The organism is Methylacidimicrobium cyclopophantes, assembly GCF_902143385.2.
Lineage (GTDB): Bacteria > Verrucomicrobiota > Verrucomicrobiia > Methylacidiphilales > Methylacidiphilaceae > Methylacidimicrobium > Methylacidimicrobium cyclopophantes.
Window position 1 is genome coordinate 1 of the sequence record NZ_CABFUZ020000222.1, and the last position, 5,194, is coordinate 5,194.

At 62.6% G+C, this 5,194-nt stretch carries 5 protein-coding genes; all 5 read right to left on the reverse strand.

The window, feature by feature from the left end; translation table 11 throughout:
* Positions 1-47: 47 nt before the first annotated feature.
* Positions 48-1,535, reverse strand: coding sequence for an alkaline phosphatase family protein (locus FN369_RS09390; RefSeq protein WP_142525893.1), 1,488 nt, complete (start codon positions 1,533-1,535; stop codon positions 48-50).
* Between the two features lie 116 nt (positions 1,536-1,651).
* A complete protein-coding gene (locus FN369_RS09395) occupies positions 1,652-2,098 on the reverse strand; it encodes a hypothetical protein (RefSeq protein ID WP_142525894.1) in 447 nt (148 codons plus the stop codon).
* Positions 2,099-2,360: 262 nt separating this feature from the next.
* Positions 2,361-3,137: a hypothetical protein gene (locus FN369_RS09400; RefSeq protein WP_142525895.1), complete on the reverse strand. Its 777-nt coding sequence runs from the start codon at positions 3,135-3,137 to the stop codon at positions 2,361-2,363.
* A complete protein-coding gene (locus tag FN369_RS09405; protein ID WP_142525896.1) occupies positions 3,134-4,366 on the reverse strand; it encodes an MFS transporter in 1,233 nt (410 codons plus the stop codon). Before FN369_RS09405 ends, FN369_RS09400 begins: the two co-directional genes overlap by 4 nt.
* 61 nt (positions 4,367-4,427) lie before the next feature.
* Positions 4,428-4,898: a globin domain-containing protein gene (locus FN369_RS09410; protein ID WP_142525897.1), complete on the reverse strand. Its 471-nt coding sequence runs from the start codon at positions 4,896-4,898 to the stop codon at positions 4,428-4,430.
* Positions 4,899-5,194 lie beyond the last annotated feature (296 nt).

The following is a 5,194-nucleotide window of genomic DNA, read 5'->3' on the forward strand; positions in this document are numbered from 1 at the left end:
CGGTGCGGCTGCGAAGCGGCCGATGGGGAACATCCCCGCAAGGCGGGTCAGAAAGGACGGGATCTTCCCAGGAAGGAGTCGAGCTTTTCTCGGATCAACGCCAGCGCCTCGACGGGCGTGGTCTGGTAAGGGATCGGCGGCGTGAAGCCCCCTGCCAGCTTCTCGATGTGCCTCTGGATCTGAGCTATCCGGTTTTCGATCGAGACGCAGGAGCGTAAATCCGGAAGGTGGGCGGCGGCTACCCGAAGGGCTTCCTGGAAATCGTTGAGCGGGGCCTGGAGTGCCCTCTGCAGATCGTCGTTTGTCCCCTCATAGGGTCGCGGGACGACATATTGAGGACCGCCGTTGGCCGGGCGCTCGAGCGACAAGACATCTGCGAAATCGGGCGCTACGGCATCTCGCCGCGTCAGCGGTTCACCGAGTGCAAAGCATTTCCGTAAGGTAGCGAGGATCGAGGTATGATCGTAGGGATAGGGAGGACCCTCGTGCGGTGGACGACCATCGGGGACCGCACGCAGAATGGTGCCAGCCGCGATATAGGGCGAGACTAGGACCGTCGGCACGCGCACGCCGTAGCGATCGAAGGCAAAAGGCACGCTCGGCCTACTGTCGGGCGGAACGGCCAGCGGCGGCGGAGCATGGTCATAGCAACCACCATGCTCGTCGAAGGTGATCACCAGCAGGGTCTTGGTCCAGGCCGGCGCCTTCCGGAGCGTGTTGTAGACATCGGCGATCAGCTGCTCGCCGAGGGTGACATCGTGGGGAGGGTGTTCGTCGTTGGGCAACTGGAGCTCGGGAAAGTAGCGCGGCTCGAGGAAGCTGTAGGCGGGGAGCTGGTCACGAGCGGCGTCCTGGGCAAAGGCGTCCCCATAAGGCTGGAAGTTGTCGAGATGGGGCCATAGTTGCGAAAGCGTGAGGCTCTGCGGGAAATCGTGGAAGTAGACCTTCCACGGATTGGCCAACTCCTTTTTTTGCGAAAGCCGCTCGAAGATCGTCGGCATGAGATAGGGAAAGTGGAGCGGCCAGTTGTTTTCGTACCCGTTGGCCGTCCCGCAATGGACGAAGAAGCGATTCGGCCAGGTTTGACAGGGAGCCGAAGCGTACCACTGGTCGCAGACCGCGAAGGCCTTGGCCAGATGGCTGAGCACGGGTACCTGCTCCGGCAGAAAATAGTGCATGATCTTTCGTGGGTCAGGACTGCCGGGCTGCTTGGCGTAGTTCTCCACGAATCCGTTCATCAAGGGGACCTGGCGGCCGGCGGCTATCCCCCGACCGAAGATCTGTTCATTCATGTCGGTCCAGAGTTCCCCGGGATCCGGGGCAGGGATCGTCATCTGGGCAAAATCGGTGGTGCCGGTACACCATGCCTTCACGGTCTGCTCGATGCCGTGGAGGAAGAGCGGATTGGTTTCCTCGCCCGACAGGCCATCGTATTGCGGGGACTTCGCATACAATCTGCCGAGCAGATTATCGAAGGAGCGGTTCTCCAGCATCAGCACCACGATATGCTCGATCCTCCCATCCAATCCGTCCATGCTCTCCTCCTCGCCGCCCCTCTGTTGAACGAGTAGTCGGTAGTTCTTCGGGCTTCCCGATCGCTTCCCCGATGCGACTATCGCACGGCTGGCGACGGATTCCTAGGCCATCGGTTTTAGATTGGGAGTCGGTGATCTATCAGGGAGGATCCTGACGCCAGGGCCGTCCAGGCCAAGGGCTGGGAGAAAAGCGGAAAAAGGCGAACTCTTTCCAGGATCCGATTCCGCTCCGGAGGAATCTTGGTCAAAAGACGAAGGATCGGCTTGCCTTCGACGGAAAGAACACCGAGGCGGATCGACTGGAGACGGAGCAAGAGCTTTGGAGGATGTTCGAAAACGGCGAGCTTGCTCCACTCGGCGGCCAAACGAGCCCTCATCCAATACGCCAAGAAGCAGATCCGCACGTGGTTGCGGGCACGGTCGGGCCGCCAAGGGAAGACCGGCCGGAGCTCGAGAGAACTGTTGAGTTCGCATAAGGCCGCTTCGACCTCGCCGAGGTTCTTATCGTGGGCCAGGACATCCTTGGCGGACGCCTCGGTGCGAAAAGTATTGGTTTCCGGCATTTACCAGCCGCCGATTGCTTGCTCCTTGGAGGTCTCCTTCTTGGGCGGCTTCCCGCAGAGCTGGCCTTTGGGGTCGTCGATTCCCTACCGGAAGTAGTTGTGGCCTTGCAGCGCTCCAGCATCCGACTGGATCGGCCTTCCAGGCGGACCGCATCTTCGCTCTTGGGTGCGCTTCGCTTTGCCGATTCGAACCGCCGTCTTCCTCGCCCCGAAAGGAACGGTTTTGGATCCGGCAGCCGCGGCGCTCGCCTGCGGAACCGGGCTAAAACCGGTAGCCGAGGGCGACGACCCCGACGGGGACATAGATCCAGTGGCCATCCAATCCGGCGTGCGGGGTTTCGTTGATGGTCGCTCCCGGGGCGCTCAACCCATTGACTCCCCCGACGAAACGGAAGAGTCCCTCGACGGTCACCGACCAGCGAGACCGGGGGATGTAATAGCGGAGGCCGCAACCGGGAGCAAACCAGTAGCCCCAGACCTCTCCATGGTTTACGCTCGCCGATTCGGTATTCACCACGACTCCACCGCCGGCAAAGCCGACAAAGGGCTCGACTCGGTCTTCGAGGATCCGGTATCCCAGCCGCCCTCGGAGGCCCAGGAAGCCTAAGTTGATGGCGGAACTTTCGTTCGGCGCACCGTGACCACTGCCCAGATAGGCGCCGACGAAGTCGATGTCGAAGCACCAGTGGCCCCAGCGTTCTGGATCAAACCAGCGATAGCCGGTGGAGAGGAGGGAGGTGAAGGCGAACGACGTATCCGCCTTGAAAGGCTCGATCGCTCCGGTCCGATCGTTCACCACCTCTCCATCGTTGTATTGCGGAAAGCCCGTACCCATCCCGATGCTCAGGTACCAGGAGCCCGACGAGTGCTTCGAGGCGGCCCGCATGCCAGCCGAGAGCAAGGCCGCCTGCGGTTTCGGATCCGGGGGCGCATGCGGAACCAGGACACCGTCTTCCGGCAGGACGAGGGGAGTGGCGAAAAGAGAAGCGGCTGCAAATAGGTGGCCGAAGAGGGAGAGGGCGGGCAGGCGGTTGGTCACCAGTGCTTCGACTCCTCTATCGAAAGATTTCGGGATCCCGGTCGGAGCGAAGCTCCAGAGGGCCGCCGAGGGGTCATGCTGATAGCTGCGGCGAGGACGAGTCCCGCAGCAAAGAGGAGGAGGCCCGGGGCATAGGAGCGGGTGGTCGATTTGACGAGCCCGAGGCAGATGGGAAGCAGAAAGCCCCCGAGTCCACCCGCCGCCCCAATGAGGCCGGTGGCAAGACCGATCCAGGGTCCCAGCCGGGCCCCCACGAGCTGGAAGACCGCCCCATTGCCCATTCCAAGGGAGCCGAGGAAAACGCAGAAGGTGCCGACCTCGAGGGGGAGTGGGGGAAAGGAGCTCGTGAGCAGGCAACAGAGTGTCGCTAGGGCGAAGAGAGCGGAAAGGACCCGTTGGCCGCCATACCGATCGGCCAGGTAGCCTCCGACGGGGCGCAAGAAGCTGCCGGCAGCGACAGCGAGGGTCTGCAACTGACCGGCGCAAACTTTGCTGATGGCGTACTGATCGAAGAAGAAGATACCGAGGAAGCTTGTGAAGCCGATAAAGCCGCCGAAGGTGAAGCCGTAGAGCAGGCAGAGAATCCATGAGTCGCGCAGCCGGAAGATCTGCCGCAACGGGTTCGGCCCGTCCGTAGGGGCTCTGTTTCGCGGGGCGTCTCGGGCCAGCAACAGGACGGCGAGCGAGGCGAGCGAAACGGGAAGGAGGGCCAATCCGAATACTGCGTGCCAGCCGAAGCGGATTGCGAACAATGGCGCGAAGAGCGTCGCCAAGAGCGTACCGCTGTTGCCGGCCCCGGCCAGGCCTAGGACGAGGCCCTGGTTCCTTGCGGGGAACCAGCGGGAGCTCATCGGCAGCGCCACGGCGAAACTCGCTCCGGGGATGCCGAGGAGAAGGCCGATCGCCAGCAGCTCCCAGGCACGGGAGAGCTCCCTCCAAGCCCAGAGAAGGGTGAGTGCCGTGAGACCCAGCGCCGTCAGCGCGACCCTCCTCCCACCAAACCGAGTTTCGGCCCATCCTAGAAGCATGCGAAAGAGGCTTCCGGTCAAGAGCGGCACGGCGACCAGCAATCCCTTCTGCCAGGGGACTAGCCCGAAATCGGCGGCGAGGAAGTTTCCGAGAGCCCCTAGGAGAACCCAGACCGTGAAGCTGCTATCGAAATAGAGAAAAGCCGCGAAGAGGGTCGAAAAGCGGGCCGGAAGGGCGGCAAGCGGGGGTCGGTTCCTCACGGTGTTGCTGGGTCGACAGGATGGAGGATTTCTGGGGAGCCTCAAGGGTCGTAAGGAGCGGTCAGGGGGATTCGACGATCGGTTTGGCGTCTTCGAGCGTCAGGCTGACGAAGCGAGCGGGCTGCATCGCCTCGAAAGCAGCGTGGACGCAGAGGGTGGCTGCCAGGTTGTAGGCTTCGATCCAGGATTCGGCCATCTCCCGGGTCCATTGCGATCCCAGAAAGTGGCGGAGGGTGGCGAGCAGACTCCGCCCGATCAGGGAATAGTGTTCCGGCCGCGCGCCGTATCGGATGTGGCGGATCCCCAGGTTCTGGAGATAGGGGGCCAGCCTCTCGGGATTGCGGGCTTGGCTCGTAATTATCAGCAAGGACTGAAAAAGCCGGAGCTTCTGCTCCGTCATCTCTGCGGGGAAGAGGGGACGAAGCTCCGGATAGTGACGGAAGAGGTGGTCGTAAAAGTATTCGGTGACCCGTGTTCCGAGGCTTTCGATGGCGGCTCCGGTCTGCTCGATTAGCTGGGGTTGGATGGTCATGATTCTTTTCTCCTTGTAGAAATCCGAATGGGGCGGCCGCTGGGAGCTGAAGATCGGCTGGACGGCAAGCGGAGGCGGAGGATTCGATCTTGGCGCTGGTTGTGCGGGGAAAGGCCGAGTCGGAGTGCAGGGATGGAGCTGGTGCGATTCACGAGGATTCCTTGGCGCGGTTCGGTGTGACGTCGGAAGAGGGCGGTGGGCCTGCCGAAGGGCGGCGGAAGCCAGAGGAGGGCGGAGCCTCCGAAGGGGGGAAGCACGGGAGCTCCAAAAGGATTCGCCCGCCGCAGTCGGCCGCC

What these genes read in the sequence shown, in the direction of transcription:
- FN369_RS09390 (WP_142525893.1), bottom strand. Translation starts at nt 1,535, where the DNA reads ATGGACGGATTGGATGGGAGGATCGAGCATATCGTGGTGCTGATGCTG.
- FN369_RS09395 (WP_142525894.1), bottom strand. Translation starts at nt 2,098, where the DNA reads ATGCCGGAAACCAATACTTTTCGCACCGAGGCGTCCGCCAAGGATGTC.
- FN369_RS09410 (WP_142525897.1), bottom strand. Translation starts at nt 4,898, where the DNA reads ATGACCATCCAACCCCAGCTAATCGAGCAGACCGGAGCCGCCATCGAA.